Source organism: Streptomyces sp. NPDC018029, assembly GCF_044327655.1.
Classification (GTDB): Bacteria; Actinomycetota; Actinomycetes; order Streptomycetales; family Streptomycetaceae; genus Streptomyces.
In genome coordinates this window covers 572,130-597,709 of record NZ_JBIRFV010000003.1, presented here as the reverse complement: position 1 = coordinate 597,709, position 25,580 = coordinate 572,130, and the positions used below count along the sequence as shown (strand labels likewise).

Genomic DNA, 25,580 nt, shown 5'->3' with positions numbered 1-25,580 from the left:
CTCCAACCACCGGGCCGTTCTCGTGCGCCGTGCATGCGCTTCATGTGTGCGCTGTACGCGTGTGCCGTACGTGGGGACTTCGGCGTCACCCGATCATGGAGGGTTGCATTCCGGCGGCCCGGGGTACACCGGCTACGACCGATTTGCACCTGGCCGCGAGGGAGGGCACCACCGTGATTCTGGAAGCACTCGGCTCCACATTGCTCGGCCTGGCGCTGGCCTGGGCCACCGCGCACCGCTTCGGCCACCGGCTGCCCGCGCGCAGCCTGGTCCTGTCCACAGGCCCCGCGGGCGCCCTCATCGGCGCCTTCATCACACACATGGCGCTCGGTTCCGGCCACACCCCGGCGACGCTCGTGGGAGCGACAGCGGTCTCGGCGGCCCTGTTGTCACTGCTGCTCCGCCCCACCCGGAACCACCTGCGCCGCTCGGCGACGGCGTAGGAGCGTCCCGTCGAGACGGCGTAGGAGCGCCCCGTCGAGCAGACCTACGCCGCCAGGCCCAGCGCAGCCATCCGCTTGGTGTGCGCCTCGGTGATCCGCGAGAACATCCGCCCGACCTCGGCCAGGTCGAAGCCGTCCGCCACGCCCCCGACCAGCATGGTCGACAGCGCGTCGCGGTCCGCGACCACCCGCTGCGACTGCGAGAGCGCCTCGCCCATCAGCCGCCGCGCCCACAGCGCCAGCCGCCCGCCCACGCGCGGGTCCGCCTCGATCGCGGCGCGCACCTTCTCCACGGCGAAGCTCGCGTGCCCGGTGTCGTCGAGCACGCCGAGCACGAGTTCCCGCGTATCGGAGTCGAGCCGGGCCGCGACCTCGCGGTAGAAGTCACTGGCGATCGAGTCGCCGACGTATGCCTTGACGAGGCCTTCCAGCCAGTCGGACGGCGCGGTCTGCCGGTGGAAGCCGTCGAGCGCGGCGACGAACGGCTCCATCGCCTCGGTCGGCTCCGCGCCGATCGCCGAAAGACGGTCACGCAACTGCTCGAAATGGTGGAATTCCGCCGACGCCATCTTCGCCAGCTCCGCCTTGTCGCCGAGCGTCGGCGCCAGCTTCGCGTCCTCCGCGAGCCGCTCGAACGCCGCGAGCTCCCCGTAGGCGAGCGCGCCGAGGAGGTCCACGACCGCGGCGCGGTACTGGGGCTCGGCGGAAGCTTTCGCCCAGTCCTGGGCGGCGATCCCGGTGGGTTCGGCGGCGGATTCAGCGGCGGTGTCAGGCGTCTCCATGAAGCGCACAATAGCCCGCCTGCGGGAACGCGTAAGGCCCTGGTCAGTGACTGTGACGACGACCATGTGACGAATTCGCCGGACACACATGCGAGATTTAGCGGTACAGTGGTAATGCGCCCGCCGAATATTCGACGGGCCGTACGAATGAGGATGCCCGGTCGGTGGCCCGATCGGCTCCGACCCGACAGCCCTCCGGGCGGTGCGCACAGGATGCGTACGGCACGAGGAGGGAACCTCAGCGGTAAGAGCGCTCGAGCGCCGGCAGTGGTCCCGCGCCCCCGGCACGCCCCCCAAGCGTCCGGCGGTAGTGGCACGGTCACGACCCCCTGCGTTCGCCTCACGCCGCGTCTCACAGAAGAGGCATAGCCCTGACTACGACTTTCCGAGAGCTCGGGATTCTTTCCGAGACAGCCGAAGCCCTTGAAGCCGTCGGCATCATCAACCCCTTCCCCATCCAGGAGATGACGCTCCCCGTCGCCCTTTCGGGCAAGGACGTCATCGGCCAGGCCAAGACCGGCACCGGCAAGACGCTCGGCTTCGGTCTGCCGATCCTCGAGCGCGTGACCGTCCCGGCCGACGTCGAGGCGGGCCGCGCCACTCCCGAGCAGCTGACCGAGGCGCCGCAGGCCCTCATCGTCGTCCCCACCCGCGAGCTCTGCCAGCAGGTGACGAACGACCTCCTGACCGCCGGCAAGGCGCGTAACGTCCGCGTGCTCGCCATATACGGCGGCCGTGCCTACGAGCCGCAGGTCGAGGCCCTCAAGAAGGGCGTCGACGTGGTCGTCGGCACCCCCGGCCGGCTGCTCGACCTCGCGGGTCAGCGCAAGCTCGACCTCAAGCAGATCAAGTGCCTGGTCCTCGACGAGGCCGACGAGATGCTCGACCTGGGCTTCCTGCCCGACGTCGAGAAGATCATCAACATGCTTCCGGCGAAGCGCCAGACGATGCTGTTCTCGGCGACCATGCCGGGCGCCGTCATCGGCCTCGCCCGTCGGTACATGTCGCAGCCCACGCACATCCGCGCCACCGCGCCGGACGACGAGGGCCAGACCGTCGCCAACACGAAGCAGTTCGTGTACCGCGCGCACAACATGGACAAGCCCGAGATGGTCTCGCGCATCCTCCAGGCCGAGGGCCGCGGACTCGCGATGATCTTCTGCCGTACGAAGCGGACCGCCGCCGACATCGCCGAGCAGCTGGAGAAGCGCGGGTTCGCCTCGGGCGCCGTGCACGGTGACCTCGGCCAGGGCGCCCGCGAGCAGGCGCTGCGCGCGTTCCGCAACGGCAAGGTGGACGTGCTCGTCTGCACGGACGTCGCCGCGCGCGGCATCGACGTCGGTGGCGTCACGCACGTCATCAACTACCAGTCCCCCGAGGACGAGAAGACGTACCTGCACCGCATCGGCCGCACCGGCCGCGCGGGCGCCAAGGGCATCGCGATCACGCTGGTCGACTGGGACGACATCCCGCGCTGGCAGCTGATCAACAAGGCCCTCGACCTGGGCTTCAACGACCCGGTCGAGACGTACTCCAGCTCCCCTCACCTGTACGAGGAGATGAACATCCCGGCGGGCACGAAGGGTGTTCTGCCGCGTGGCGAGCGGACCCGTGCGGGTCTGGGCGCGGAGGAGATCGAGGACCTCGGCGAGACCGGTGGACGCGGCCGTGGTGGCCGTTCCGGCGGCGGTCGTACGCAGGATCGCGACCGCGACCGTGGCCGGGACCGGGACCGTTCGGCCCCGGCGACCGCCGAGCGTGAGCGCCCGGCGCGCACACCGCGTCGTCGCCGCCGTACGCGCGGTGGCACCCCGCTCGACACGGCCACGACCGCGACTGCCCCCGCGACGGCTCCTGCCGCTCCGGTGGCCGAGGCCGCCCCGGTCACGGAGGCTGCCCCGGTAGCCACCGAGGCGACCGAGCCGCGCACCCCGCGCCGCCGTCGGCGGACGCGTGCCGGCGCCGCGTCGGAGTCCCTGGCGACGGCCGAGGCCACGACGACCGAGGCGGAGGCCCCGGCTCCGGCCCCGGCCCCTGTTGCCGAGGTGGAGCCCCCGGCCACGAAGCCGCGCCGCCGCACCCGCAAGGTCGCGGAGCCGACGCCCGAAACCGAGGCAGTCGTGCCTGAGACGATTGCCCCCGAGGCTGTCCTGCCCGAGACGGTCGCGCCCGAGGCGGAGAAGCCGAAGCGCCGCACCCGCAAGGCGGCGGAGAAGGCCCCCGAGGCCACTGCCCCCGAGGCCGAGGCCGAGAAGCCCAAGCGCCGCACCCGCAAGACGGCAGCGGAGAAGGTCGCCGAGGCGGCAGTGCCCGAGGCTGAGGCCGAAAAGCCGAAGCGCCGCACCCGCAAGACGGCGGAGAAGGCCCCCGAGGCTGCGGAGGCTCCCGCGCCGGAGGCCGAGGCCGAGAAGCCCAAGCGCCGCACCCGCAAGACGGCAGCGGAGAAGGTCGCCGAGGCGGCAGTGCCGGAGGCTGAGGCCGAAAAGCCGAAGCGCCGCACCCGCAAGGCAGCGGAGAAGGCCCCCGAGGCCGACGCACCCGAGGCCGAGGCCGAGAAGCCGAAGCGCCGGACCCGCAAGACGGCGGCGGCCAAGGTCGCCGACACCGTCGAGGCCGTCGAGGCCGGTATCCCGGCCCAGGCGACGGAGGAGCCCAAGCCCCGCCGTCGTACGCGCAAGGCCGCGGCCACCTCCGTGGACGCGCCCGAGGCCGAGACCCCGGCCCCGCGCCGCCGCACGCGCAAGAAGGCAGAGCCGGTGGAGACAGCGGACAGCTGACGCACAGCCGACCCACACCGAAGGCCCGCCCCCACTCGGGGGCGGGCCTTCGCGCGTCCCCACCCGCCCCCCCCAGCAACCCGCACCAGCCGCCTGCCGCCCCTCCCTGACGACAGCCAGCGCCGGCTGGCGCGGCCCGGCGAGGGGCCGGGACCCCTGCGGGGTCGAGCGCCCCGTGTGCAGCCAGCACCCGCCTGCCACAGCCCCCGAGCCCGGACGTACGCAGACCCCACGGTCGACCAAGACCCGACACCCGCGCAGGGCCCGGTACCGGCCCAGGAGCCACAGCCGCCCCGGCAACGGCGGCCAAGCGGCAAGCCGGCCCGGCCTTGCCGCAGCCCTCAGGCCGGACATGAGCGGTCCCCACGGTGAGCCAGGACCCGACACCTGGCAGGGCTCAGCGAGTGGCGCCCTGCCAGCGGCGGCCAAGCGGCCGGACAGCAGGCCCCGGCCCAACGGGGGGACCGCCCCCCGGCGGACGGGACTGTGCCAGTCGGCCCGCAGCCACCGGGCACCGGGCACCGACCCGGAAAGCCCAAGTCGGCGCCCGACCTCAGCCCGTGCCCCCGTCGGCGCCGCACTCGCTGTCGTCCGGTTCTGCCGACCCGTTAGCCTCGGCTCATGAGCAGGCCCCCGACCTTCGTACCGCCCCCGTGTGCGACCGCGCACGCCCTCCGTACCGACCGTGGAGACTTCGCCGTGCTCGACGCGGCGCCGGCGGCGGGCGTCCGGCGCAGAGGAACCGTCCTCCTGCTTCCCGGGTTCACCGGCAGCAAGGAGGACTTCATCGCCCTCCTCGAGCCGCTCGCCGACGCCGGATACCGCGCGGTGGCCGTGGACGGTCGCGGCCAGTACGAGACGCCCGGTCCGGACGACCAATCGGCGTACACCCAGGGCGAGTTGGCGCGCGATGTCCTGGCCCAGGCGGCGGCGCTCCTGGCGGACAGCGGAGTCAGCGAGCCTCCCTTGCCCCCTTCCCGCCCCCGCACCCTGCACCTCCTCGGCCACTCCCTCGGAGGTCAGATCGCCCGGGCCGCCGTGCTGCTCGATCCCCGCCCCTTCGCCACCCTCACCCTCATGTCCTCGGGGCCCGCCGCGATCGCCCCCGTACAGCAGGAGCGCGCCAAGATGCTGGCGGACGCCGTCGCGGTGCTGTCCATGGACGAGGTGTGGCAGGCGATGCAGGCCATGGAGCCGCCGCCCCCGCAGGACGCGCAGACAGGGAACACGCAGACGGGGAACACGCAGACGGGGGACGGGACCACGGCGGGCGAGCAGGGCGTCGAGGATGACAGTGAGGCTCTGCGGGCCCGCTGGCTGCGGCACAGCCCCGCCCAGCTCATCGCCACCGGCAGACAGCTGTCCACCGAGCCGGACCGCGTGGCCGAGCTCGCCGCGCTGCCGCTGCCCAAGCACGTGATCTCGGGCGAGCGCGACGACACCTGGGCCGTCCCTCTCCTGGACGACATGGCCGAGCGCCTGGCGGCCCACCGCACGGTGATCCACGGCGCCGAGCACTCCCCCAACACCGACCGCCCCGAGGAGACGGCGGCAGCCCTGATCGACTTCTGGAACCGGTACTGAGGACACTGGGGCAGAGCTGAGGCGGACCTCAGTACTGCGCCTGCAAGTGCTCCCAGAACCCGTCCCGCAGCGCCCTCCGCAGATCCGACTGGCCGCGCAGCGAGTACTGCAACAGCCGCTCCGCCTCCACCAGGAGGTCCTGGTCCACCGAGCCGGGCAGATAGGGGTGGCCGGGCAGCAGGCCCACCAGCGCCTCGCGGCCCCGCGCTCCGAGCCACTTCGCGGCGATCTGCGCGCCGACGAAGCGGACGTCCTCGCGGGTGGGGCGGTGCGCGGCGGTGGCCGCCTCGTGCGGCGTGACGACGCGGCGTGTGACGTACGGCTTGAAGAAGTCGAGGTCGAACGTGCGCTGGCTGTCGACCTCCCAGAGCAGCGCCTCCGCCTGATTGCGGCCGTCGGGCGCCTCGATGCCCCACAGGTGGACCCGCGCGCCGTACCCCTGCGCAGCCTCGACCGCCGAGACCAGGTCCTCGTCGCCGCCGATGAGCGCCGCGTCGCTGATGGCGCGGTGCCTGGCCAGTGACTCCAGGTCGCTCCGGATCAGGGAGTCGACGCCCTTCTGCTGGTTGTTGGCGTTGAGGTTGCCGAGCCTGACCTTGACGTCGGGCAGCTCGGCGATGGACTGCTGTTCGGTCGTGTGGATGCGGCGCCTCGCCCCGTCGTACCAGTACACGCGCAGCAGCCTGCTGTCCGCGAAGATCGTGCGGGCCTTGTCGATGAGCGCCTCGATGAGACCCTCCGCGTCGACGTCGAAGGACCGGCGGTCCTCGGTGGTTCCGGTGACGAGCCGGCCCGCGGCCGCGTACAGATACCCGGCGTCGACGAAGATCGCGTGCGTGGACGGGGTCTTCGCCACCTCGGCGAGCATGCGCTCGAGCAGGCTGTTGGTGCGCTCCAACTGAGCGCTGATGTCCGCTGCGCTGATATCCGTGGCGTCGGTATCCGTTGCGCTGGGGTCGGCGTCGTTCATATCGTTCCCAGTCTCCCGCCCGTCACGCTGCGAACACAACTGCTCTCGCTACTCGCAAGTAATTAGGTTCTCGAAAAATTTCTTTAGCGTAGGGAATGTTTGCACGAGGCAACTCGTTGTACCCGTCAGGAAGACACCGCAGGAACCAGCAGTTCTCCTTGCAGGAGGATGACCAGACGAAGGGAGAAGCCCCTCATGCGCTTCGAAATCATGCGACTCGACGACGTCGACGGCACCGCCGTGGACAGCACCGTCGTGGACGCCGCCTCCGTCAATCGGATCGTGCAGCAGGCCGCAGCGATCGGCCAGCGCATCTACATCCGCCCGGCCGACACCTCGGCCTCATAACGCAGACGTCGCAGGGCCCCCGTACGCAAGCCGTACGGGGGCCCTTCGTGCGTCCGGGGCCCTGAGAGCCCGCGCTCACGGCACTCAGCCGCCCTTGATCACCTGCGTGACGCCGTTGATGATCTGCTGCACCGCGATCGCGGAGAGCATCATGCCCGCGAGCCGCGTCACGAGCACCACGCCGCCGTCCTTGATCACCCGGATGATCAGCAGCGAGTACCGCATCACCAGCCACAGCACCACGTGCATGGCCACGATCGCCGCCCAGACGGAGAGCTGCGTTCCGACGCTGTCCGCGTCCTGGACGGCCAGGATCACCGAGACGATCGCGCCGGGCCCCGCGAGCAGCGGCATGCCGAGCGGCACCAGCGCGACGTTGACGTCCTTGGTCTGCTTCGGCTCGTCCGTCTTGCCGGTGAGCAGGTCGAGCGCGATCAGGAGCAGCAGCAGACCGCCCGCGATCATCAGCGCGGGGACGGAGACATGCAGGTAGTCGAGGATCTGGTGACCCACGACGCCGAAGACCGTGATCACGCCGAAGGCGACGCACACGGCCTGGAAGGCCATCCGCTGCTGCACCTTGGCGGGCCGGCCCGCGGTCAGGCCGAGGAAGATCGGGGTGATACCAGGGGGGTCCATAATCACGAAAAGCGTGAGAAAGAGGGATCCGAAAACGGCGACGTCGAACACAGTGATGGCCTTGCAGAGAGTCGTACGAAGGGGTGAGCGGTGCACGCACGCGCACGGCGACCACCACCACGGAGCGGTGAAGTGGCAGCGGAACGCGGTGAAGAGAGGCGCGGAGTGCGGTGTAGTGCGCGGAGCGCGGAGTCGAGTGCGGTGGGACCGACCGCTAGGCGGCCGGGCGTCCGCCCGCGCCCGGCACGGGGAACGCCCCCGTCGCCCTGCGCGTGATCTCGCCGTAGATCTCGGGGTCGGTCGTGAACTCCCCGAGCACACACGTCTTGCGGCTGCCGTGGTAGTCGCTGGACCCGGTGACCAGCAGGCCCAGCTCCCCCGCGAGCGCGCGCAGCCGCGTGCGGGTCTCGGGCGTGTGGTCCATGTGGTCGACCTCGATGCCGTCGAGGCCCGCGGCCGCCAGTTCGGCGATGACGGACTCGGAGACGATCCTGCCCCGCTTGCTGGCGCCGGGGTGCGCGAAGACGGTGACGCCGCCGGCCACCTTGACCAGGCGGATCGCGTCGAACGGGTCGAGCTCGTGCTTGTCGGCGAACGCGCGGCCGCCGTCGGCGAGCCACTCGGGCGTGAAGGCGTCGGAGACGGTGGGCACGACGCCCAGCTCGACGAGCGCCTCGGCGATGTGCGGACGGCCGACCGAACCATCGCCCGCGATCCGTGCGACCTGCTCCCAGGTCACCGGCACGCCCAGCTCCTGGAGCTTGCCGATCATCTCCTTCGCGCGCGGCACCCGGTCGTCCCTGACCAGCTCGCACTCGCGGGCGAGCTCGGGCTCCTCGGGGTCGAAGAGGTAGGCCAGCATGTGCAGGCCCATGCCGTCGAGGTTGAAGGAGAGCTCGGCGCCGGTCACGAGGGTCAGCCCCGTCGGCAGCTCGTGCAGGGCCCGCTTCGCCTCGGCGTAGCCCCGGGTGGTGTCGTGGTCGGTCAGCGCGACGACGTCCAGACCGGCCGCTGCCGCGTTGCGGACCAGCTCGGCCGGGGTGTCCGTGCCGTCGGACGCGGTGGAGTGGGTGTGCAGATCGATGCGCACGACGCTGGCTCCAGTGCTCTGACGGGCGGACGAGGGGGACGCTCAAGGATAACGGGCGCAGGCCGCTTCTCGGCCCGCCCCCGAAGAGGCGTCCCTCACGGCACGGGCGCCCCTCGCCCCTCTCGTCCCTCTGTCCCGACTCCCGCCTCCGAGCCCCGCCCCCCGGCGTCGCTCACGGCGTGAGCAGCCGCGGTGACAGCGCCCCGCACGGCAGCAGATCCACTTCCGCGCCCGCGTCCCGCAGATCGGTGAGGACCAGCTCGTCGTACATCAGCAAACCCGACTGCTCCGGCCACGCGATGGCCCACAGCCACAGCCCGCGCGCCTCGCCCGCGAAGACCGCGCGGTCGTCCGGCGTCCCCGAGACGTGCCACAGCGGCGTCGGCCGGCCCGCGGCGAGGACCTTGGTCTGCGGCGGCTTCTCGACGCTCATGTGGGGGCCCGGGTCGGGGCCGTCGATGCCGGCGTACCGCGCGCCGAGGCCGACACCGAGCTCCTCGGCGACGAGCACCAGCTCGCCGACGCCGCCGAGCGGCGCGGGACCGGAGCAGGCCACCGCCGTCGCACGGCCGCCGCTCCTGTCGTCCCCCGCGCAGGCCACGCCCGTGAACAGCCAGCCGACCGGCAGGGGCCACGGCATCCACACCGGGACCTGCGCCCGGTGCACCACGACCTGGAGAGCCTCGACGCTGGGCGGGATCACGGGCTGCAGCGGGTGCACGGTGCCGTGCACATCGCACTGCCAGGAGTCGGCAAAGAGACCGGGAGCCCTGACCCGGCCACCACACTTCGGGCAACTGGGTTCGCCCCTCATAGCGCCCAACGGTCCTCCCCGGCCGCCGCTCCGTCAAGGACGATCACCCGTCCGGTGGCCCTGTCACCAGGGAAAATTAGATGTAGCTTGCATCAGTTAGCCTTGCTAACTTAATATGTGTATACGTCAACGACCTCCGTCGGACACGGATACGGCAGTGAAGGAGCGGCTGAATGAACAGCAGCACAGGGGGTCCCGCCGAAGGGGACCCGTTCGACGCCGGGGCGGGCAGCCTGTTGCGGCAGCCGAAGGCCGTATGGGCGACGGCCGGCGCATCCGTCGTGGCCTTCATGGGCATCGGGCTCGTCGACCCGATCCTGCCCTCCATCGCCGAGGGCCTGGACGCGAGCGCCAGCCAGGTCTCCCTCCTCTTCACCTCGTACTTCCTGATCACCGCCGTCGCGATGCTGGTCACCGGCTTCGTCTCCAGCCGCATCGGCGGCAAGAAGACCCTGCTGCTCGGCCTCGCGCTCGTCGTGGTCTTCGCGGCTCTCTCCGGCACCTCCGGCTCGGTCGGCGAGCTGGTCGGCTTCCGGGCGGGCTGGGGACTCGGCAACGCGCTCTTCGTGTCGACCGCCCTCGCCGTGATCGTCGGCGCCGCGGCCGGCGGCAGCGCCGCCGCGATCCTGCTGTACGAGTCGGCGCTCGGCCTCGGCATGGCGTGCGGGCCCCTGGTCGGCGCGGTGCTCGGCGACGCCAGCTGGCGCTATCCGTTCTTCGGCACCGCGGCCCTGATGGCGATCGGCTTCCTCTGCATCACCGCGTTCCTCAAGGAACAGCCGAAGCCCGCGCGGAAGACGTCCCTGCTCGACCCCGTCAAGGCGCTCGGCCACGGCGGGCTCGCCTCCGCGGCCGCCTCCGCCTTCTTCTACAACTACACGTTCTTCACCGTGCTGGCGTTCACGCCGTTCGTGCTGAACATGTCGCCGTACAAATCGGGCGCGGTGTTCTTCGCCTGGGGCGTGCTGCTCGCGGTGTTCTCGGTGCTCGTCGCGCCTCGGCTGCAGGCGCGCCTCGGCTCGCTGAAGGTGCTCGGCGGCTCCCTGGTGCTGCTCGCCGCCGACGTGCTCACACTCGGTTACGGCGACCACACCACGGCCATCGTCTGCACGATCCTGTCCGGCGCCTTCATCGGCGTGAACAACACCGTCTACACCGAGCTCGCCCTCGGGGTCTCCGACGCGCCGCGACCGGTGGCCAGCGCCGGCTACAACTTCGTGCGGTGGTTCGCGGCCGCCGCCGCGCCCTTCTTCGCGCCGAAGATCGAGGAATGGAGTGACATCCACATCCCGTTCGTGGTCGCGGCCGTCACCGCGGTGATCGGGGCGGGGGTGGTCTGGGTGCGCAGGGCCTCGCTCACACACCAGGCCGAGGAGCTGGAGCCGCGGCACGCCACCGAGGACGGAGTCGGCGTCTTCGCCAACTGAGCCTTCCCAGAAGGGACTTCAGTCCAGGGGTACGGACTTGCGCAGCGGATCGCGCAGGTCCGTTCCGCTGTTCAGCCAGCGCTCCCGCAGCGCCGCCGCGCCGTGCACCCGCTTCCACGCCGCCTCGTTCGGCGTCATGGGGAGCAGCGGCAGGAACCGCACCGGCTCCATGGGGGCGTCGAGGTCGAGATCCTCGACGAGGCCGCCGGGCTCCGCGACGAGCACCGAGGTGAACGGCGCGCCGGGCCACAGCGGTTCGCCCACGTCCAGCGACGCGCCGGGCGCCACGATCAGCCCCTCCACCTGCGGCGAGGCGGCGAGGACCGCGAGCGGCCGCAGCACCTTGTCCGTGTCGGCGCGGCCCCCTCGTACCGACAACACCAGCTCGGCGCGCGGGCCCTTGACCGGATCGGCGAGCACGGCGGTGGGGTCGGCCATCGGCTGGGCGGACATGCCGAGCGTCGCATAGCGCAGCACGTCGCCGTCCGTGAACCGCAGCACTTCGAAGCGGTCCGTCCCGAGGAAGGTCACCGCGGCGCGCGCGTCCGGTTCCCCCAGGCCAGTACGGAGACGGGCCTCGACCAGCGCAAGAACATCAGCCATGACGCGAGCATAGAACTCGTCAGGGAACGGCAAAGCGGGGGCTTGACACTTCAGTCGGCTGATAGTGTTGGCCGCTGGCTCAGGGCAGCACGCAGAAGCGTCGCTTTCAAGCCCTGCAGACAGACACTGACTTTGCGCCACTGGCGTGAAGGGCGCATGGGACTTCCCTTACGGGGGACCGGCCGGAGGAGGTGGGGCTGCAATGGACCGAAGTCGACCGTGCAGTACCACCCGCTCTTCCGCCCGGTGATTTTCGCAGCTCGACAGCTGCGCAAGCACACACACGCACGGCGAGCACTGTTCGTGCCGTGTGCGACGGAAGAGCACTTCGTTCCCACCTGATCTGTCTGAGTTTCCTGATCTGTGTCAGTAGCGAAGCTGCCACCGCGACGGTGCGGTGCTCCCCGCTTTGTGGACGTGCCAAACATCTACGCAGTAGGACGTCCCCATTCCGGGCAGTTCCAACCGTCGCAGGCGGCCTCCTTCGAAGGAGCCTGCCCATGTCGATGATCCGCGACCTTCGTGCCGCCGTCCGCCCCTCGCTGCGCAAGGACGGCACCGCCTACCCCTCCTCCCCCGCCTCGTACGACACCTACGACGCGACCCGTGACGCCGCGTCGGCCGTCGTCGACTGCGCCGTCTACCGCGAAGGGCGGCGCCTGGAGTGCGCCGACACCCTCAGCCCGCACGAGGCGATGCTGGAGGTGCGCCGCCAAGGCGGCTTCGCCTGGATCGGCCTGCACGAGCCGACCGAGGCCGAATTCGCCGGTATCGCCGCCGAGTTCGGGCTGCACCCGCTCGCCGTCGAGGACGCCGTCCACGCCCACCAGCGCCCCAAGCTGGAGCGGTACGACGACACGCTGTTCACCGTCTTCAAGACCATCCACTACGTCGAGCACGCCGAGCTCACCGCCACCAGCGAGGTCGTCGAGACCGGCGAGGTGATGTGCTTCACCGGCCGGGACTTCTTCATCACCGTCCGGCACGGCGGCCACGGCTCGCTGCGCGCCCTGCGCCGCCGCCTCCAGGAGGACCCCGAGCTGCTCGCCAAGGGCCCCTCCGCCGTCCTGCACACCATCGCCGACCACGTCGTCGACGGCTACATCGCGGTCGCCGACGCCATGCAGGACGACATCGACGACGTGGAGAGCGAGGTGTTCTCCGCGCCGAGCAAGGGCAAGGGCAGCTCGCGCGGCGTCGACGCCGGACGGATCTACCAGCTCAAGCGCGAGGTCCTGGAGTTCAAGCGCGCCGTCTCGCCGCTGCTGCGGCCCATGCTGCTGCTCAGCGAGCGGCCCATGCGGCTCGTCGACCCCGACATCCAGAAGTACTTCCGGGACGTCGCCGACCACCTCACGCGCGTCCAGGAACAGGTCATCGGCTTCGACGAGCTGCTCAACTCGATCCTCCAGGCCAACCTCGCGCAGGCCGCCGTCGCGCAGAACGAGGACATGCGCAAGATCACCTCGTGGGCGGCCATCATCGCCGTGCCGACGGCGGTCTGCGGGGTCTACGGCATGAACTTCGACCACATGCCCGAGCTGCGCTGGCGGTACGGCTACCCGATGGTGCTCGCCTTCATCGGCGGCGTCTGCTTCGCGATCCACCGGACCCTGAAGCGCAACGGCTGGCTGTGACCCCCACTCGGTAGGCTGCCGTCCATGACTGCTGACCCGCTGCTCGACCGCGCCCTCGTCGAGGAGGCCACCAAGAAGTCCGGCCTCATCTGGGTCCGGGGCGAGGGTTCGCCCGCCCGGGCGCTCTGGCATGTCTGGTACGAGGGTGCCGTGCACCTCGTCGGCGACGGGCCCGGCGAGCAGCCGCTGCCCGGGCTCGTCGACGGGGGGCTCGCCGAGGTGACCGTGCGCAGCAAGGACAAGGGCGGGCGGGTCGTCGCCTGGACGGCGGACGTGCGCGAGCTGGCGGCCGGCTCCGAGGAGTGGGAGGCCGCTGTCGGTGAGCTGAAGGGCAAGCGGTTGAACGCGCCGGACGCCGAGCGGGTCACCGTGCGGTGGGCCGAGGAGTGTCGGGTGGTCCGGCTCACGCCGCGTGAGGTGACGACGGAGCTGCCCTCCGGGTCGCTGGCGGCCCCGCCCCTCCCTACGGGGGCTACCACGCGTGAGCCGTTGCCCGGCGGGCTTCCTCGGTTGCTCTTCAAGCGCAAGCGCCGTTGAGGTTTGTGTCTCCTTGCTCTGCGGGTGCGTTGTGGTTGCTCGCGCAGTTCCCCGCGCCCCTGAGGCTGCCCCTTCGGGGCTTGCCTCATCCGGGCTTGCCTCACGCGGGTCTCGTCAGGACGTCGGGAGTTGTTTTCCGTAGTCGACCATTTCGTCCTTGCCCGGCTCCTGGAGCGGGAAGTCCTTGTTCCAGTCGGTGAGTTTGAGGGTGCCCGCGTGGCCGCCGCGCTCCAGGCGCAGGGGGTAGGGCTTGCCCTCCAGGGAGACGGACAGCGTGCCGCCCGCGCCCTCGTCGCCGGTGATCTTGATGCTGCGGAGCCGGCCCGTCGTGCCCCGGTCGCCCTTGGCGAGCGTGCCGTGCAGCGTGAGCATGCCGTCGAGGAGCTTGTCCTTGTCCGTGAAGCCGCTCAGCTGCTGGTAGGCGGGGTCACCCTCGGGGACCTTCACGTACTTGCCGTCCAGCTTGGCCGCGGCCGTCTCGTCGGACTGCCCGGGCTTGCCGTCGGTCTTGCCGCTGTCGTGCGTCCAGAACTCCGACCCCGCCTTCAGGTAGAGCTCCTCGCCGATGCGCAGCAGCTGGAACGTCTGCCCCTTCGAGGTGACCGAGCCCGTGCCGCCCTCGCCCTTGAGGCGCATGTCGAGGGTGTACGTGTGGTTCTTGCTCACCACCGTGCCGGAGAGCCGCACCGCCGACGCCGCGTCGGCCGCCCGGCCCGCCTTGCCCTGGATCTTCGCCGCGGAGAGCTTCCCGACGCCGTTCGTGCCCGCGTCCGGATCCTCGCCGCTGCTGCAGCCCGTCAGACTCGTGGCCGCCGCGACCAGGCCCGCGCACATCGCGCTCACGAAGGCTGTCCTGCGGGCGCGGCTGGCCAGGGGAAGTGCGGTCACAGGTGGCGCTGCCTCTCGTGCGGACGACCTCTACGGCTACGGCAGTACGGCAGCGTACCGGTGCCGGCCGAGTCAACCGGCGGCAGTCCTTCCGGACCCTCCGCCGGGGCGTGTCCGAGCGGGACGGGCTAGCCTGAAGCCCGTATTGACGGACGAACCAGCATGTAAACCACGACCAGAAGGAGGCGCGCGCATGGCGGCAGGCGCCCCCAGGGTCTTCGTCTCGCACCTCTCCGGCATCCCCGTCTTCGACCCGAACGGCGACCAGGTGGGCCGGGTGCGCGACCTGGTGGCGATGCTCAGGGTGGCCAGACGGCCGCCCCGGCTGCTCGGCCTCGTCGTCGAGCTCGCCACCCGGCGCCACATCTTCCTGCCGATGACCCGCGTCACCGGCATCGAGTCGGGCCAGGTCATCACCACCGGCGTACTGAACGTGCGGCGCTTCGAGCAGCGGCCCACCGAGCGGCTCGTCCTCGGCGAGATGCTGGACCGGCGGGTGCGGCTCATCGAGACGGGCGAGGAGGTCACCGTCCTCGACGTGTCGGTCCAGCAGCTCCCCGCCCGCCGCGACTGGGAGATCGACCGGGTCTTCGCCCGCAAGGGAAAGGGCGGAACGTTCCGCCGCAAGGGGGAGACCCTCACCGTCGAATGGTCCGCCCTCGACGGCTTCTCCGTGGAGGAGCACGGCCAGGGCGCCGAGACCCTCCTCGCCACCTTCGAACAGCTGCGCCCCGCCGACCTCGCCAATGTCCTGCACCACCTCACCCCCAAGCGCCGGGCCGAGGTCGCCGCGGCCCTCGACGACGACCGGCTCGCCGACGTCCTGGAGGAGCTCCCCGAGGACGACCAGATCGAGATCCTCGGCAAGCTCAAGGAGGAGCGCGCCGCCGACGTCCTGGAGGCCATGGACCCCGACGACGCCGCCGACCTCCTCGCCGAGCTGCCCGAGGACGACAAGGAACGGCTGCTCACCCTGATGCAGCCGAGCGACGCGGCCGACGTGCGGCGTCTGATGGCGTACGAGGAGCGCACGGCCGGCGGCATGATGACGACCGAGCCGATCGTGCTGCGGCCCGACGCGACGGTCGCCGACGCCCTCGCGCGCGTCCGCCAGCAGGACCTCTCCCCCGCGCTCGCCGCGCAGGTGTACGTGTGCCGCCCGCCGGACGAGACGCCGACGGGCAAGTACCTGGGCACGGTCCACTTCCAGCGGCTGCTGCGCGACCCGCCGTACACCCTGGTCGGCTCGATCCTCGACGACGATCTGCTGCCGCTCGCGCCCGGCACCACACTGCCCGTCGTCGCCGGGTACTTCGCGACGTACGACATGGTGGCGGCGCCCGTCGTCGACGAGGGCGGCTCGCTGCTCGGGGCGATCACCGTCGACGACGTGCTCGACCACATGCTGCCCGACGACTGGCGCGAGACGGAGTTCCACTTGGAGGAGGAAGAGGCGGACCATGGCAGCTGACCGCGAGCGCGAGAGCCGCGCCGAGTCGCGGAGCCCCCGATTCCGTCTCGACCAGCCGAGGAACCCGCGCCCCAGGCTCCTGCCCGACTACGACCCGGAGGCCTTCGGGCGGCTCTCGGAGCGGATCGCGCGGTTCCTGGGCACCGGCAGGTTCATCGTCTGGATGACGGTCGTCATCATCCTGTGGGTGGTGTGGAACGTCACGGCCCCCGACCACCTGCGCTTCGACCAGTACCCGTTCATCTTCCTCACCCTGATGCTGTCGCTGCAGGCGTCGTACGCGGCCCCGCTGATCCTCCTCGCGCAGAACCGTCAGGACGACCGTGACCGCGTCAATCTGGAGCAGGACCGCAAGCAGAACGAGCGGTCCATCGCGGACACCGAGTACCTCACCCGCGAGATCGCCTCGCTGCGCATGGGCCTCGGCGAGGTGGCGACCCGCGACTGGATCCGCTCGGAGCTCCAGGACCTGGTCAAGGAGTTGGAGGAGCACCGCGCGGTATTCCCGGCGGACGGCTCGCGCCGGAGTGATGTAGGCGACCGCTGACAGACCTTTCCGGGGCGGGGTTACCGCGCCGTACTATCGGTCCTATGGCTACGGAAGACGCGGTGCGTGAAGCACTGGCGACGGTGAACGACCCCGAGATCCAGCGACCCATCACCGAGTTGGGAATGGTCAAATCGGTGGATATCTCCGCCGATGGGGCAGTAGCGGTCACCGTGTACCTGACGGTCTCCGGCTGCCCGATGCGCGAAACCATCACGAAGAACGTGACCGACGCGGTCGCCGCCGTCGAAGGCGTCACGCGCGTCGACGTGACGCTGGACGTGATGAGCGACGAGCAGCGCAAGGAGCTGGCGGCCGCGCTGCGCGGCGGCACCGCCGAGCGCGAGGTGCCCTTCGCCAAGCCCGGCTCCCTGACCCGGGTCTATGCCGTCGCGTCCGGCAAGGGCGGCGTCGGCAAGTCCTCGGTGACGGTGAACCTCGCCGCCGCGATGGCCGCGGACGGCCTCAAGGTCGGTGTCGTCGACGCCGACATCTACGGCCACTCCGTGCCGCGCATGCTGGGCGCCGACGGCAAGCCCACCCAGGTCGAGAACATGATCATGCCGCCGTCCGCGCACGGCGTGAAGGTCATCTCCATCGGCATGTTCACCCCGGGCAACGCGCCGGTCGTGTGGCGCGGCCCGATGCTGCACCGCGCGCTCCAGCAGTTCCTCGCGGACGTCTTCTGGGGCGACCTCGACGTGCTGCTGCTCGACCTGCCGCCGGGCACCGGCGACATCGCGATCTCCGTGGCGCAGCTGGTGCCGAACGCCGAGATCCTGGTCGTGACGACGCCTCAGCAGGCGGCGGCCGAGGTCGCCGAGCGCGCCGGCTCCATCGCCGTGCAGACCCACCAGAAGATCGTCGGTGTCGTCGAGAACATGTCGGGGCTGCCCTGCCCGCACTGCGACGAGATGGTCGACGTGTTCGGCACGGGCGGCGGCCAGAAGGTCGCCGAGGGCCTCACGAAGACGACGGGCGCGACGGTGCCCGTCCTCGGCTCCATCCCGATCGACGTCCGCCTGCGCGAGGGCGGCGACGAGGGCAAGCCGGTCGTCCTGACCGACCCGGAGTCCCCTGCGGGTGCGGCGCTCCGCGCCATCGCGGGCAAGCTGGGCGGCCGCCAGCGCGGCCTCTCGGGCATGTCCCTGGGCATCACGCCGCGCAACAAGTTCTGAGCACGCGCTGAGAGGGCCGCCCCGTGAGGGGCGCGTCCTCCAGGGGCGCGGGGAACTGCGCGACCAGCCACAGCGAGCCCGCAGACGGCCACGCGCCCCACGCAGTGCTAGGCGTACGCGCCGATGTCCTTGATGACGGAGAAGCCGAGCCCGTACGCGCTCATGCCGCGCCCGTACGCCCCCAGGTGCACGCCCTCCTTCGTGGAGCCCGCGAGCACCCAGCCGTACTCCGACTCGCGGTAGTGGAACGGCGTCGGCACCCCGTCCACCGGAAGCGACAGCGACGACCAGTCGTCACCCTCCAGGTCGTCGGCGAGGAACCAGGCCGTCTCCGTCTGCTGGTCCAGCCAGTCGTCGCGCAGCGTGTGGTCCATCTGGCCCGGCCAGGTGAAGGACAGCAGGCCCACCCCGGCGAGCCAGGCCGCCGAGGAGACCGAGGTGGCCTCCAGGACACCCGTGCCGTCCGCGCTGCGCCGCACCGGGTTGGCCGCGACGGTCACCACGACCGCGAAGCGCTCCTTGTCGCTGTTGCCGAGGGTGCCCTCGGCACGGACCGACGGCTCGTCGCCGTGGCCGATCGAACCGTGCTCCACGGCACCGTCCGCCGACGCGCCGACCTGCATCAGCCAGCGCGGCCCCGTGTAGGCCTCGTCGAGGCCGTACCAGGGAAAGGGCGCCAGCAGGTAGCCGTCGACCGTGCGCCGGGCGGAGGGCACCGCTTGTGCGGCGCCGTCCGCGGTCTGCACCTGTGCGCCTACCCGACTTGTCGTCTCCATGTACCCGGCCGCCTCCTCGCTCTCGGGTGTCCGGAGCGGCCCGCCCCCCTCGGGCGTCCTCACGCCGGACAACAAGGCAGGATAGCCACACCCGTTGGCGGCGGCAGTTCAGGAGAGGGCTCAGGTGGCGTCCGCGTCGAACGGCGGACGGTCGCCGACGTCGAGCTTCTCGGCCTCCACGGACTTCTTCTGCATGTCGACGCGGGCTCCGCCACCCGAGGCAGCCCGGGCCGCCGAGCCGCCGTCCGAGGAGTCGCTGTCGCGGCCGTGCACGGCGTCCGCGACCTCGTTCATCTCCTTCTTCAGGTCGAAGCCGTTGCGGATCTCCTTGAGCCCGAGCTCGTCGTTGTCGAGCTGCTTGCGGATGAACTTCTTCGGGTTCAGGTCGTCGAACTCGAAGTCCTTGAACTCCGGGCCCAGCTCCTCGCGGATGTCCGCCTTCGCGCTGTCGGAGAACTCGCGGATCTTGCGGATCGTGCGGGAGATGTCCTGAATGACCTTCGGCAGCTTGTCCGGACCGAAGATGAGCACGGCGAGGACGACCAGCGCCACTATCTCGAGTGCGCCAATGTCATTGAACACCTAGAGCTCCTTGCGATGTCCTCCGTGGTCTGGACCGTGACCACGGTACCCGGCGCGGATGTCCGTCCGGTAGCCGCTGCACGACAACGCGGACCACCGTGGCCAGTCCTTTACTCAGTCACTGGCCGCCGAGCCGAGCACCAGGGTCACCTCGCGGTCGTCGCCGTCGCGCTCGACCGTGAGGCGCAGGCGGTCCTTCGGGCGGTGCGCGCGGACCTTGACGATCAGCTCGTCGCTGGAGTGCACGGCACGGCCGTCGACCTCGGTGATGACGTCGCCCGGCCTGAGGCCGGCCCGGTCGCCGGGGCCGTCCTCGTTGACGGCGGGGCCGCCGTTCTTGCCCTTGTCGGCGATGCGGGCGCCGTCGCCGTTGAACCGGGTGTCGAGCGTGACACCGATCACGGGGTGCGTCGCCCTGCCGAAGTTGATCAGCTCTTCGGCGACGCGCTTGCCCTGGTTGATCGGGATGGCGAAGCCGAGGCCGATGGAGCCGGCCTGGCCCCGGTCCGCGTCCGAGCCTTCGTTCGCGGAGCGTATGGCGCTGTTGATGCCGATGACGCGTGCCTTGGAGTCGACGAGCGGGCCACCGGAGTTGCCGGGGTTGATGGGCGCGTCGGTCTGCAGGGCGTCGACGTACGAGATGTCGCTGCCGTCGCCCTTCTCGCCGCCGGCGGTGATGGGCCGCTCCTTGGCGCTGATGATCCCGGAGGTGACGGTGTTCTCCAGGTCGAAGGGGGCGCCGATGGCCACGACGGGGTCGCCGACCTGGACGTTCTCCGAGTTGCCGAGGGGCAGGGGACGCAGGCCGCGGACGCCGGACACCTTGACGACCGCGAGGTCGTACCCGGAGTCGCGGCCGATGACCTCGGCCTTGGCGGTCTCGCCGCCGCTGAACGTGACCGACACCTCGCCGCCGGTGCCCGCGGGCTCGACGACGTGATTGTTGGTGAGGATGTGGCCCTTGCCGTCGAGGACGAAGCCGGTGCCGGTGCCCTGTGCGGAGTCGCCGCTGACGTGCAGGGTCACGACGCCGGGCAGCGCGGCGGAGGCGATGCCCGCGACGCTGCCCTTGGGGCGGTCCTTGGACTCGTCGGCGTCCGGCTGCCGGAGCTCGACGTCACCCGTGCCGTTCCGCTCCAGATACGCGCCGGTCGCCCCACCGATGAGCCCGGACACGAGAGCGATCAGCGCGACCCCGACGAGCAGCACCCGCCGCCCCCGCTTCTGCCGCTTCTCCTGCGTCTCCGGAGGCAACGACCCGATCTGCTGCAGCGGCACGTTCCACGGGTCGTACGCCGGCCGGGTCTCCCCCGGTACCGGGTGCGGGGAGGCCCCGCTGTACGGGTCCGGTGCGGGTGCCTGGGCGGCACCGGGGGTGCCGTGCGGAGGCGTCCCACCGTGGTGGGCCCCTGGGCCTTCGGTGCCGTGAGCGGGGGTTCCTTGAGCAGGTGTCCCGTAGACGTGCGGGCCGCCTTGCGGGGCCGTGGAGAACGAGGTGCCGTGGGCCGGGGTCGCCGCGGGGTGCTGCACCGGAGGCGCGGGCGCCCAGGGACCGGGCTCACCGTAGGGCGGGGTCCCGTACGGATCCGGGTCGTGCAACGGCCGAGGCCGCTCCGCAGCGTCCCCTCCGCCAACCGATATGGACTCCCCGCCCGCCGAGCCGTGCGGGCCCGGAGCGGAGGTGTCCTGCACCGGGGCACCGGGCTCAGCCGGCGCCGCTCCGCGCGAGGCAGCAGCGACCCCGGGCTCGGCCGACGTGGTGCCGTGCAGGGCCGCGGAGTCCGCGCCCTGGGCCGGAGCCCCGGGCTCAGCCACTGGCATGGTGCCGTGCGAGTCAGCGGCGGTAGGTGCCTGGTGCGCGGCTGGGGCCTCCACGGGCTGCCCCGAGGTGGCCGGGGCCTCCCCGGGCCGTCCCGGGGCCAGCGCGCCCTGCACGGAAGCATCCGGACCCTGCGCCGGGGCACCGGGCTCGGCCGGCGTGGTGCCGTGCGGGGCCGCGGTGGGTGCCTGGTGCGCGGCCGGGGCCTCTACGGGCTGCCCCGAGGTGGCCGGAGCCTCCCCAAGCCGTCCCGGAGCCAGCGCGCCCTGCGCGGAAGCATCCGGACCCTGTACGGAAGCGTCCGGACCCTGCGCGGAAGCGTCCGAGGCCTGCGCCGGGGCGCCGGGATCGGCCGGTGTCGGGGGCTGGGGGGCCGAAGGCTGGTCCTGTGTGCCCGGCGTTTTGGGCCGGGGGCGGCTCCACCAATTCGCCTTCGTGGGCTTCCCCTCGTCCATGTTCTCCCCACAACTGGCCCGCGGCGGACGCCGTTTGCATGCTCAACCCCGCGCTCGCCGGTTCCTCGGCGGGCACGGCCCACCGAGGATTCAACCAGGTTCCCCCGGGAAAGCGGAGGGCACCGTCGTGTCAGCGCATCTGCGACGTGCCCTGCAGCGGTCCGGTGCCCGGTGGGGCGGCGGTGGTCCGCACTGGATCGGCGTCTCCCGGCATCAGGCGGTCCTCCGCCATGTGACGGCCGGGCGGCGCCGGGCGTATCAGCGGGGAGATCGCGGCGGCGCCCGCCAGCATCGGCGCCGTCAGCTGGTGCACGGAGTCGTGGGTGCGCATCGGGTGGGTGGGTGCCCCGGGCAGCAGGGGTCCCGTCACCTCGGTCGGCGCGACCGGTGCCGTCAGGACACCGGGCCGCTGCCCCTGCACCGACAGCGGATTGCCGCTGCCCCGGCGGCGCACGGAGTCGGGGGTCACGGCGGTGCCGGACCCCTGGGAGCGCTGCGGTGTCACATTGCTGCCGGAGCCGCCCGCGCGGGTGTCACCCGAGTCGGCGGGGACGCCGACCGTGACCCCGCCCAGCGCGATGGCGGCCAGCGACACCGCGCCGGCCGCCGCGAACGCGAAGCGGCGACCGCGCCAGGTCGGTCTCTCTCCGTCGTGCCGCGTGACGTCATGGATGCGGAAGCCCCGGTGCTCGCTGGGCAGCACCGCGGCGTGGGCGCCCGCCGGGACGTACTCCACGAAGGGGTCGCGGTTCACGCCGAAGATCCCGTTCCGCGGCAGTCCGGCGGAATCGGTGGCTCCGGTGGCGAATCCGTCGTCGGCGCCGGGCCCTCCGGACGGCCCGGAACCGCCTCCTGGAAGACCTTGGAGGCGGGCGAGGAAACTCTCGGTGGGCGGCGGCGGGGCCGCCTGCGCGAAGACGCTCTTCAGGCGACGCTGCGCGTCGGCCTCGGTCTTGCACATCGGACAGGTCGCCAGATGCGCGAGGACGCGCTCGCGCGCGTCATGGCCCAACTCGCCGTCCACAAGCGCGGCGAGCCGGTCCCCCAGGTGCTGCTCGGCCTCGGCTAGTTGCCGTTCGGCAGGATTCGACCGTGATCCACTCACGCGGTCGCGCCCCCTCCTCCCAGCGCCACGGCCCCGGTGACCGCGAGCGAGCGACGCTCGGCGCGGGCCTCGGGAGAGCGGTGCTGGAGGGCCTTGCGCAGCTGCGAGCGGCCCCGGTGGATACGGCTGCGGACCGTGCCGAGCTTGACGCCGAGGGTCGCTGCGATCTCCTCGTACGAAAGGCCCTCGATGTCGCAGAGGACCACCGCGGCGCGGAACTCCGGCGCGAGGGTGTCGAGTGCCTGCTGGATGTCCGCGTCGAAGTGCGTGTCGTTGAAGACCTGCTGCGGCGACGGCTCACGGCTCGGCAGCCGCTCCGCGGCGTCGTCCCCGAGCGCGTCGAAGCGGATGCGCTGCTTGCGGCGCACCATGTCCAGGAAGAGGTTGGTGGTGATGCGGTGCAGCCAGCCCTCGAACGTGCCGGGGGTGTAGGTCGACAGGGACCGGAAGACACGGACGAAGACCTCTTGCGTGAGATCCTCGGCGTCGTGCTGATTGCCGGTCAGGCGGTACGCCAGGCGGTACACGCGGCCGCTGTGCGTGCTGACGATCTCCTCCCAGGTGGGCGGAGTCCACGCCTGCGATTCCGCGTCAGCGGCAAAGGTCGCGGTCTGAGCGGAGTCGTTGGCACGGATGCGGTCAGCGGTGTCGGTCACGGATTTCGGCTCACCCGCCAATCCGAGAAAACGCCGGAGCGCTCCTCCCCGATTCGCAGACGCAGCCGCACCTCCCCTGTCGGCTCTGGTGGTGTCCAGTGGAGCCCCTACCATAACCACCTCGCCCGTTAGCTCCGGATAAGCGTTTTTACGTGAATTTGGTACGGGCTTCTCTGCAGGTGTCCTGCCCCTGCGAGCCGTCCGCTTCAGGTCTTGATCCATCCGCTACCCCCGCTGTGCTCCCACCCCCTATAAACGCCCGGCCTCATCTGCGGGTTCCCGCCCCCAACGGATACAGTCACGGCCAGGCAACCACGGGGACAGGAGAGGGCCATTACCGGCAACCGGCAGACGGGCTGGGCGTTCGCCGACGCCTTTGTCGCCGAGGACGAGGCACTGCGCTGGGCCCGGGACCGGGCCCGGGAGGCAGGCCTGCCCTCGGTGTCGCCCGGCACCGGCGCCGCGCTGCGGATGCTCGCCGCCACGGCTGACGCGAAAGCGGTGGCCGAAATCGGCACGGGCACCGGGGTGTCGGGCATCCACCTGCTGCACGGCATGCGGCCCGACGGCGTACTGACCACCGTCGACCCCGAGCCGGACCGCCAGCAGTTCGCCCGTCAGGCCTTCCGCGCGGCCGGCTTCGCGGGCAACCGCGCCCGGTTCATCCCCGGCCGCGCCCTCGACGTCCTGCCTCGCCTCGCGGACGGCGGCTACGACCTCGTCTTCTGCGACGGGGACCGACTGGAGTCGCTCGACTATCTCGCTGAATCGTTGCGCCTGCTCCGGCCCGGCGGGCTCGTCTGCTTCGAGGGCGTCTTCGCGGACGGCAGGACCGTGGACTCCGGGCCGCAGCCGGTCGAGGTCCTGCACCTGCGTGAGCTGCTGCGGGCGGTGCGGGAGAGTCCTGACCTGGTGCCGTCGTTGCTCCCTGTGGGAGACGGTCTCCTCTGTGCCGTGAAACGGTAGCGCTGCGTCGCGCTGCACTGCGCTGCGCTGGCTTGGGCGGTTTTTCTTGTGCGGGTGCGCTGTGGCTGGGCGCGCAGTTCCCCGCGCCCCTTAAAAGCTCCCCGCCCCCTAAAGGCCCCGGGGCCCGGACACAGCACTGCCCCGGCTCGTCGTACGATGCCGGGGCAGTGGAAAATTGTGCGCGCTTCCGCGTCAGCCGACGACCTTCTTCAGGGCGTCGCCGAGCGCGTCGGCCTCGTCCGGAGTCAGTTCGACGACAAGTCGTCCGCCGCCTTCGAGCGGAACGCGCATGACGATGCCCCGCCCCTCCTTGGTCACCTCGAGCGGGCCGTCGCCCGTCCGCGGCTTCATGGCCGCCATGCTCGTTCCCCTTCCTGAAACCAGCTCATCGCAGCCGACAACCCAGGTGTCACCGGCATCGAACACATTGCTTCCAGGTCATTATCCCGCATGGCAGGACCCGATGACCAACATCGGTCGGCATCGCTTGGGCAACGCGCGCCCGCAAAACCCCTCATTTCGGCGATGTGGCTGCGATACTTCGCCGTCCCATACGCCCCGTGGGCCCGAAATTCTTTGACGCAGGTCACATGACCGGGCGCATGCCGGAGCCCGATGATCTCCGTCATGCTGAGCTTCTACGTACTGGACCAGCGGAGGGGACCACCATGGCCGACAGCGTGCTCTACGAGGTGAGCGACGGACTCGCGACGATCACGATCAACCGTCCCGAGGCGATGAACGCCATGAACACCGAGGCCAAGGTCGCCCTCCGGGAGGCCGTCCGGTCTGCCGCCGCCGACGAGGCCGTGCGCGCGGTGCTGCTCACCGCGACGGGCCGTGCCTTCTGCGTGGGCCAGGACCTCAAGGAGCACATCGGCTCCCTCGCGGCGGACCGCGAGGCGGGCACCGGGCAGACCATGAGCACGGTCAAAGAGCACTACAACCCCATCGTGCGGGCGCTGACGAGCATGCCGAAGCCGGTCGTGGCGGGGGTCAACGGCGTCGCCGCCGGCGCGGGCCTCGGCTTCGCGCTCGCCGCCGACTACCGGGTGGTCGCGGACACCGCCAAGTTCAACACGTCGTTCGCGGGTGTCGCCCTGACCGCCGACTCCGGGGTCTCCTGGACGCTGCCGCGCGTGATCGGTCCCGGCCGGGCCGCCGACCTGCTGCTCTTCCCCCGCAACATCTCCGCGCAGGAGGCGTACGAGCTGGGCATCGCCAACCGGATCGTGCCCGCCGACGACCTCGCCGACGAGGCCGCGCAGGTGGCCCGTGCCCTGGCCGAGGGCCCCACCCTGGCCTACGCGGCGCTCAAGGAGTCCCTCGCCTACGCGGCGGGCCACTCCCTGGACGAGGCGCTGGACAAGGAGGACGAGCTGCAGGCGAGGGCGGGCGCGTCCGAGGACCACGCCATCGCCGTGCAGGCCTTCATCGCCAAGGAGAAGCCGAAGTACCTGGGGCGCTGACCGCGATATCCGGGGAG

25 protein-coding genes are annotated in these 25,580 nt (G+C 71.3%); 12 read left to right on the top strand and 13 right to left on the bottom strand.

Annotation, left to right across the window (positions count from 1 at the left end; translation table 11 throughout):
* Window positions 1-173 precede the first annotated feature (173 nt).
* Window positions 174-443: a hypothetical protein gene (locus ACH4D5_RS11375; protein WP_398300918.1), complete on the top strand. Its 270-nt coding sequence runs from the start codon at window positions 174-176 to the stop codon at window positions 441-443.
* Window positions 444-487: 44 nt separating this feature from the next.
* On the opposite strand, the gene ACH4D5_RS11370 is transcribed toward ACH4D5_RS11375, so the two are convergent.
* On the bottom strand, window positions 488-1,225 hold the full coding sequence (locus ACH4D5_RS11370; RefSeq protein WP_398300916.1) for a ferritin-like fold-containing protein: 738 nt from the start codon (window positions 1,223-1,225) through the stop codon (window positions 488-490).
* Between the two features lie 464 nt (window positions 1,226-1,689).
* Here ACH4D5_RS11370 and ACH4D5_RS11365 point away from each other — a divergent pair, with 464 nt between their 5' ends.
* Complete coding sequence (locus tag ACH4D5_RS11365; RefSeq protein ID WP_398300914.1) at window positions 1,690-4,002, top strand: DEAD/DEAH box helicase; 2,313 nt, start codon at window positions 1,690-1,692, stop codon at window positions 4,000-4,002.
* Window positions 4,003-4,623: 621 nt separating this feature from the next.
* Entirely contained in the window at window positions 4,624-5,586 is a 963-nt protein-coding gene (locus tag ACH4D5_RS11360; RefSeq protein WP_398300912.1) for an alpha/beta fold hydrolase, read from the top strand.
* A 28-nt stretch (window positions 5,587-5,614) separates the two neighbouring features.
* Here ACH4D5_RS11360 and ACH4D5_RS11355 read toward each other — a convergent pair whose 3' ends face one another.
* Window positions 5,615-6,556, bottom strand: coding sequence for an NYN domain-containing protein (locus tag ACH4D5_RS11355; RefSeq protein WP_398300910.1), 942 nt, complete (start codon window positions 6,554-6,556; stop codon window positions 5,615-5,617).
* Window positions 6,557-6,751: 195 nt separating this feature from the next.
* Between ACH4D5_RS11355 and ACH4D5_RS11350 the strand changes: the two genes are divergently transcribed.
* A complete protein-coding gene (locus tag ACH4D5_RS11350) occupies window positions 6,752-6,904 on the top strand; it encodes a hypothetical protein (RefSeq protein WP_167359504.1) in 153 nt (50 codons plus the stop codon).
* An 84-nt stretch (window positions 6,905-6,988) separates the two neighbouring features.
* Here ACH4D5_RS11350 and ACH4D5_RS11345 read toward each other — a convergent pair whose 3' ends face one another.
* The 3 genes from ACH4D5_RS11345 to ACH4D5_RS11335 all read right to left on the bottom strand — a co-directional run bounded on the left by ACH4D5_RS11345 (window position 6,989) and on the right by ACH4D5_RS11335 (window position 9,447).
* Complete coding sequence (locus tag ACH4D5_RS11345) at window positions 6,989-7,594, bottom strand: MarC family protein (protein WP_398300908.1); 606 nt, start codon at window positions 7,592-7,594, stop codon at window positions 6,989-6,991.
* Window positions 7,595-7,757: 163 nt separating this feature from the next.
* Entirely contained in the window at window positions 7,758-8,633 is an 876-nt protein-coding gene (locus ACH4D5_RS11340) for a PHP domain-containing protein (RefSeq protein ID WP_398300907.1), read from the bottom strand.
* 172 nt (window positions 8,634-8,805) lie between these two features.
* Window positions 8,806-9,447, bottom strand: a complete 642-nt coding sequence (locus ACH4D5_RS11335; protein ID WP_398300906.1) for a DUF6758 family protein — start codon at window positions 9,445-9,447, stop codon at window positions 8,806-8,808.
* 173 nt (window positions 9,448-9,620) lie between these two features.
* On the opposite strand from ACH4D5_RS11335, the gene ACH4D5_RS11330 reads away from it, so the two are divergent.
* On the top strand, window positions 9,621-10,874 hold the full coding sequence (locus tag ACH4D5_RS11330) for an MFS transporter (protein ID WP_398300905.1): 1,254 nt from the start codon (window positions 9,621-9,623) through the stop codon (window positions 10,872-10,874).
* Between the two features lie 18 nt (window positions 10,875-10,892).
* On the opposite strand, the gene ACH4D5_RS11325 is transcribed toward ACH4D5_RS11330, so the two are convergent.
* On the bottom strand, window positions 10,893-11,477 hold the full coding sequence (locus tag ACH4D5_RS11325) for a suppressor of fused domain protein (protein ID WP_398300903.1): 585 nt from the start codon (window positions 11,475-11,477) through the stop codon (window positions 10,893-10,895).
* A 500-nt stretch (window positions 11,478-11,977) separates the two neighbouring features.
* Between ACH4D5_RS11325 and ACH4D5_RS11320 the strand changes: the two genes are divergently transcribed.
* Both ACH4D5_RS11320 and ACH4D5_RS11315 read left to right on the top strand, forming a co-directional pair.
* Complete coding sequence (locus ACH4D5_RS11320) at window positions 11,978-13,114, top strand: magnesium and cobalt transport protein CorA (protein WP_398300901.1); 1,137 nt, start codon at window positions 11,978-11,980, stop codon at window positions 13,112-13,114.
* 24 nt (window positions 13,115-13,138) lie between these two features.
* Entirely contained in the window at window positions 13,139-13,651 is a 513-nt protein-coding gene (locus tag ACH4D5_RS11315) for a hypothetical protein (RefSeq protein ID WP_398300899.1), read from the top strand.
* A 114-nt stretch (window positions 13,652-13,765) separates the two neighbouring features.
* On the opposite strand, the gene ACH4D5_RS11310 is transcribed toward ACH4D5_RS11315, so the two are convergent.
* Complete coding sequence (locus tag ACH4D5_RS11310) at window positions 13,766-14,539, bottom strand: hypothetical protein (protein WP_398300897.1); 774 nt, start codon at window positions 14,537-14,539, stop codon at window positions 13,766-13,768.
* A 193-nt stretch (window positions 14,540-14,732) separates the two neighbouring features.
* Between ACH4D5_RS11310 and ACH4D5_RS11305 the strand changes: the two genes are divergently transcribed.
* From ACH4D5_RS11305 to ACH4D5_RS11295, 3 genes are read left to right on the top strand one after another with little or no spacing between them, the layout of a single operon-like run.
* Window positions 14,733-16,010 (top strand): magnesium transporter MgtE N-terminal domain-containing protein, encoded by a 1,278-nt coding sequence (locus tag ACH4D5_RS11305; RefSeq protein WP_398300895.1) that lies wholly within the window; start codon window positions 14,733-14,735, stop codon window positions 16,008-16,010.
* Window positions 16,000-16,557 (top strand): DUF1003 domain-containing protein, encoded by a 558-nt coding sequence (locus ACH4D5_RS11300; protein ID WP_398300893.1) that lies wholly within the window; start codon window positions 16,000-16,002, stop codon window positions 16,555-16,557. Before ACH4D5_RS11305 ends, ACH4D5_RS11300 begins: the two co-directional genes overlap by 11 nt.
* 44 nt (window positions 16,558-16,601) lie before the next feature.
* Entirely contained in the window at window positions 16,602-17,735 is a 1,134-nt protein-coding gene (locus ACH4D5_RS11295; RefSeq protein WP_398300891.1) for an Mrp/NBP35 family ATP-binding protein, read from the top strand.
* A 107-nt stretch (window positions 17,736-17,842) separates the two neighbouring features.
* On the opposite strand, the gene ACH4D5_RS11290 is transcribed toward ACH4D5_RS11295, so the two are convergent.
* The 5 genes from ACH4D5_RS11290 to sigE form a co-directional block, all read right to left on the bottom strand.
* Entirely contained in the window at window positions 17,843-18,511 is a 669-nt protein-coding gene (locus ACH4D5_RS11290; RefSeq protein ID WP_398300889.1) for a hypothetical protein, read from the bottom strand.
* 120 nt (window positions 18,512-18,631) lie between these two features.
* Window positions 18,632-19,093 carry a sec-independent translocase gene (locus tag ACH4D5_RS11285; RefSeq protein ID WP_398300888.1) on the bottom strand — a complete coding sequence of 154 codons (462 nt, stop codon included), beginning with the start codon at window positions 19,091-19,093 and terminating at the stop codon, window positions 18,632-18,634.
* 114 nt (window positions 19,094-19,207) lie between these two features.
* Window positions 19,208-20,914: a trypsin-like peptidase domain-containing protein gene (locus ACH4D5_RS11280; protein ID WP_398300886.1), complete on the bottom strand. Its 1,707-nt coding sequence runs from the start codon at window positions 20,912-20,914 to the stop codon at window positions 19,208-19,210.
* Window positions 20,915-21,497: 583 nt separating this feature from the next.
* Window positions 21,498-22,472: an anti-sigma factor family protein gene (locus tag ACH4D5_RS11275; RefSeq protein WP_398300884.1), complete on the bottom strand. Its 975-nt coding sequence runs from the start codon at window positions 22,470-22,472 to the stop codon at window positions 21,498-21,500.
* The gene (gene sigE, locus ACH4D5_RS11270) at window positions 22,469-23,242 is read right to left on the bottom strand and encodes an RNA polymerase sigma factor SigE (RefSeq protein WP_398300882.1); all 774 of its coding nucleotides are present in this window, start codon (window positions 23,240-23,242) and stop codon (window positions 22,469-22,471) included. Before sigE ends, ACH4D5_RS11275 begins: the two co-directional genes overlap by 4 nt.
* 153 nt (window positions 23,243-23,395) lie before the next feature.
* Here sigE and ACH4D5_RS11265 point away from each other — a divergent pair, with 153 nt between their 5' ends.
* The gene (locus ACH4D5_RS11265; RefSeq protein WP_398301434.1) at window positions 23,396-24,094 is read left to right on the top strand and encodes an O-methyltransferase; all 699 of its coding nucleotides are present in this window, start codon (window positions 23,396-23,398) and stop codon (window positions 24,092-24,094) included.
* 192 nt (window positions 24,095-24,286) lie between these two features.
* On the opposite strand, the gene ACH4D5_RS11260 is transcribed toward ACH4D5_RS11265, so the two are convergent.
* A complete protein-coding gene (locus ACH4D5_RS11260; protein ID WP_003966491.1) occupies window positions 24,287-24,454 on the bottom strand; it encodes a DUF3117 domain-containing protein in 168 nt (55 codons plus the stop codon).
* Window positions 24,455-24,762: 308 nt separating this feature from the next.
* Here ACH4D5_RS11260 and ACH4D5_RS11255 point away from each other — a divergent pair, with 308 nt between their 5' ends.
* Window positions 24,763-25,563, top strand: a complete 801-nt coding sequence (locus ACH4D5_RS11255; protein ID WP_398300880.1) for an enoyl-CoA hydratase/isomerase family protein — start codon at window positions 24,763-24,765, stop codon at window positions 25,561-25,563.
* Window positions 25,564-25,580 lie beyond the last annotated feature (17 nt).

What these genes read in the sequence shown, in the direction of transcription:
- ACH4D5_RS11355 (WP_398300910.1), bottom strand. Translation starts at nt 6,556, where the DNA reads ATGAACGACGCCGACCCCAGCGCAACGGATACCGACGCCACGGATATC.
- ACH4D5_RS11360 (WP_398300912.1), top strand. Translation starts at nt 4,624, where the DNA reads ATGAGCAGGCCCCCGACCTTCGTACCGCCCCCGTGTGCGACCGCGCAC.
- ACH4D5_RS11280 (WP_398300886.1), bottom strand. Translation starts at nt 20,914, where the DNA reads ATGCCAGTGGCTGAGCCCGGGGCTCCGGCCCAGGGCGCGGACTCCGCG.
- ACH4D5_RS11315 (WP_398300899.1), top strand. Translation starts at nt 13,139, where the DNA reads ATGACTGCTGACCCGCTGCTCGACCGCGCCCTCGTCGAGGAGGCCACC.
- ACH4D5_RS11350 (WP_167359504.1), top strand. Translation starts at nt 6,752, where the DNA reads ATGCGCTTCGAAATCATGCGACTCGACGACGTCGACGGCACCGCCGTG.
- ACH4D5_RS11325 (WP_398300903.1), bottom strand. Translation starts at nt 11,477, where the DNA reads ATGGCTGATGTTCTTGCGCTGGTCGAGGCCCGTCTCCGTACTGGCCTG.
- ACH4D5_RS11305 (WP_398300895.1), top strand. Translation starts at nt 14,733, where the DNA reads ATGGCGGCAGGCGCCCCCAGGGTCTTCGTCTCGCACCTCTCCGGCATC.
- ACH4D5_RS11260 (WP_003966491.1), bottom strand. Translation starts at nt 24,454, where the DNA reads ATGGCGGCCATGAAGCCGCGGACGGGCGACGGCCCGCTCGAGGTGACC.
- ACH4D5_RS11365 (WP_398300914.1), top strand. Translation starts at nt 1,690, where the DNA reads ATGACGCTCCCCGTCGCCCTTTCGGGCAAGGACGTCATCGGCCAGGCC.
- ACH4D5_RS11295 (WP_398300891.1), top strand. Translation starts at nt 16,602, where the DNA reads ATGGCTACGGAAGACGCGGTGCGTGAAGCACTGGCGACGGTGAACGAC.
- ACH4D5_RS11300 (WP_398300893.1), top strand. Translation starts at nt 16,000, where the DNA reads ATGGCAGCTGACCGCGAGCGCGAGAGCCGCGCCGAGTCGCGGAGCCCC.
- ACH4D5_RS11370 (WP_398300916.1), bottom strand. Translation starts at nt 1,225, where the DNA reads ATGGAGACGCCTGACACCGCCGCTGAATCCGCCGCCGAACCCACCGGG.
- sigE (WP_398300882.1), bottom strand. Translation starts at nt 23,242, where the DNA reads ATGGTAGGGGCTCCACTGGACACCACCAGAGCCGACAGGGGAGGTGCG.
- ACH4D5_RS11255 (WP_398300880.1), top strand. Translation starts at nt 24,763, where the DNA reads ATGGCCGACAGCGTGCTCTACGAGGTGAGCGACGGACTCGCGACGATC.
- ACH4D5_RS11320 (WP_398300901.1), top strand. Translation starts at nt 11,978, where the DNA reads ATGTCGATGATCCGCGACCTTCGTGCCGCCGTCCGCCCCTCGCTGCGC.
- ACH4D5_RS11290 (WP_398300889.1), bottom strand. Translation starts at nt 18,511, where the DNA reads ATGGAGACGACAAGTCGGGTAGGCGCACAGGTGCAGACCGCGGACGGC.
- ACH4D5_RS11330 (WP_398300905.1), top strand. Translation starts at nt 9,621, where the DNA reads ATGAACAGCAGCACAGGGGGTCCCGCCGAAGGGGACCCGTTCGACGCC.
- ACH4D5_RS11335 (WP_398300906.1), bottom strand. Translation starts at nt 9,447, where the DNA reads ATGAGGGGCGAACCCAGTTGCCCGAAGTGTGGTGGCCGGGTCAGGGCT.